This is a genomic window from Paenibacillus sp. OT2-17 (assembly GCF_009827695.1).
Lineage (GTDB): Bacteria > Bacillota > Bacilli > Paenibacillales > Paenibacillaceae > Paenibacillus > Paenibacillus polymyxa_B.
The window spans coordinates 1-2539 of record NZ_WUDQ01000534.1 but is presented as its reverse complement, the minus strand read 5'-3'; the positions used below and the strand labels follow the sequence as shown (position 1 = coordinate 2539).

Here is a 2539-nt window from a genome sequence, read left to right as displayed (position 1 = left end):
TTTTACGCTTAATATCCATCTGGTACGAATGGGAAGCGGCCTCCAGTTCAAACGTATACACGCCTCGCACGCAGTGTACGGACATATGCGTAACAATCCCATGGAACAGCCTTCTCAGCGATTGTCCCTGATCATTCAACTGACGGATCACAATGGGCTCTTGCTCCATATCCTGTCCGATGCATACAGCTCCTTGTTCTTCGGAGAGCATGCCACTGATATGTAAAAAGGCATGATCATTAATGGCACGTGTTATTTGAAGTTGTTCGATGTGTAGTGGCTGAAAGGGACCATAAAAGCGTAGGCTTTCATATCCGATCCCATCTGATAAAACGCTCAAGTGAGTTCATGACTCCTTTCTAGATGCGATGGGTATTTCCAAGTAAAGCACGTCATCTTGAATTCGCTTCTGAATTATAGAAGCCGCAGATGAGTACAAACTGTGAGTCAAGATAGATATGTAATGTATTAAGGGGATTGTTTGATATTAAGAAACAAGAGGTGATATTTAATAAACAACCCAGCATATGTATTTATCGGTTAAAAGAGAGATTTAGTTTACAGAATGAACCATTGGAAGTGGTATTTACTATGTGTAAATCTGGAATTAGAAGATATGAGAGGGAAGTATAAGGTGGAAAAAAGTATATAATAGGTGGTAAGAGGGAGTATAAAAAGATATATATAAGATTGAGCTTAAATGAAAGATGAGGGTTCATGTTATGCCAAAAAACGATAATATGCTGGCCATTCTATGGATGCTGAATTCGGGTGTGAAAATGACTGCAAAACAAATATCCGAAAAGTTAGAAATAAATATAAGGACCGTTTATCGTTATATTGATGCACTATGTGCCAGTGGAGTGCCTATAATATCCGACACAGGTCATAATGGCGGGTATAGCCTGCTGAATAATTTTATTAGAGCGCCTCTACTATTTGATATTGAAGAAAAAAAAGCACTACTTCATGCTGCTATTTTTGCAAAAGAAGCTGGATACCCTTTGAGTGAGGCATTAGACAATGCGACATCAAAATTGAAAATGTATTCGAATCAAGAGCAGGAAAATATACTTAGCCGTCATTTAGCCGGATTTGAAGTTATTAATCGCATGGGAGACCCTTCTCTTCAGCCGATATTGGCGGAATTGGAGCAGGCTGTAGCCAACGAATTCTCTGTAGAAATGGATTATCGCACAAGCCATGAAGAACAACCCAAGAATAGGGTGATAGACCCCTATGGAATGGTTTACTGGAACAATAAATGGTATACTGTTGCATTTTGTCACCTGAGAAATGAGATCCGTAGCTTTCGGGCAGATCGAATTCTACAAATCAAGCGTACTCCAATCCTATTTAAGCGTTCTGAAGCTTTTTCAGCCCGTGAATTTTTTATGCAAAATCTATTACCTGATTTAGTGGGCAAGGACAGTTTAATTTCTTTAACTATCGGAGGCAGGTCAGAGGCATTGGATGACTTATGTCTGCATTGGTTTTTGGGGCATCATCTAAAAGAGCGGACATCCAATCAAGCCATCTTTTTGCTTGAGGAAAAATCACTTCATACATATGTCCCTTATTTACTCTTACCCTATGGGAAATCCATTCAAGTCATCGAACCACAGAGTTTGAAGGAAAAACTTTTTGCTGTTGCGTCGGAGTTAATGGAATATTATCAACGTTAAAAGCTTCACTGACAGCAGATGTCAGTGAAGCTTTTTTATAATGATGATAATCATTGATTACCGAAGGATGATTGGTATCACTCGATGAATTATAAAATGAGGAGAATTTGCAAATGAATAATACAGTATATCTTTATGTGTTTGACACCATGGCAGATTGGGAGACAGGTTACTTAACTGCCGAACTGAACTCGGGGAGATATTATAAAAAGGGGCTGGTCCCATCAAAAATAGTTACCGTGGGAATGGAAAAGACCCCTGTAACTACAATGGGCGGATTGAAAATCCTGCCTGACATCACACTGGATGAGTGCAGCATTGAAAGCACAGATACATTGATTTTACCCGGTGGAGATACATGGACAGAAACCATTCACCAACCCATCTTAAAAATCGCTGAGAGGTGTTTAGAGGAAGGGATATGGGTTGCAGCGATTTGTGGTGCTACCATGGGACTTGCCCAGGCAGGATTGCTGAATTCACGTTGGCATACAAGCAATGATCTGGAATACCTTAAAATGATCTGTCCCAACTACACGGGCGAAAATTATTACAAAGTGGAGTCTGCTGTAACGGATGGAAAACTGATCACTGCATCTGGAACAGCTCCGTTGGAGTTTTCTGTACATGTCTTAAAAGCTCTGGGTGTGTTTTCTTCAAAAACATTAGAAGCCTGGTATAGTCTTAACAAAACTCGTGAATCCAAATATTACTATGAGTTGATGAATTCAATCCAATAAAGATATGAGCATTAAATTGAACTGTTACGATCATTTAAAGGAGGAGTTAAAATGACTGAAAGCAGAGAATATATGGGAGTGTCAGGTAAATATACAAAGAAGGGGATGCCCAAC

The 2539-nt window shown here is 39.5% G+C and carries 2 protein-coding genes and 1 pseudogene; 2 read left to right on the top strand and 1 reads right to left on the bottom strand.

Annotation, left to right across the window (positions count from 1 at the left end; genetic code table 11):
* Positions 1–340 (bottom strand): annotated as a pseudogene (locus tag GRP75_RS24190) (hypothetical protein); the annotation flags it as partial.
* A gap of 382 nt (positions 341–722) precedes the next feature.
* Between GRP75_RS24190 and GRP75_RS24185 the strand changes: the two are divergent.
* Positions 723–1685: a helix-turn-helix transcriptional regulator gene (locus GRP75_RS24185; RefSeq protein WP_160790587.1), complete on the top strand. Its 963-nt coding sequence runs from the start codon at positions 723–725 to the stop codon at positions 1683–1685.
* 113 nt (positions 1686–1798) lie between these two features.
* Positions 1799–2425: a type 1 glutamine amidotransferase family protein gene (locus GRP75_RS24180; RefSeq protein ID WP_028542214.1), complete on the top strand. Its 627-nt coding sequence runs from the start codon at positions 1799–1801 to the stop codon at positions 2423–2425.
* The last annotated feature ends 114 nt before the right edge of the window (positions 2426–2539 follow it).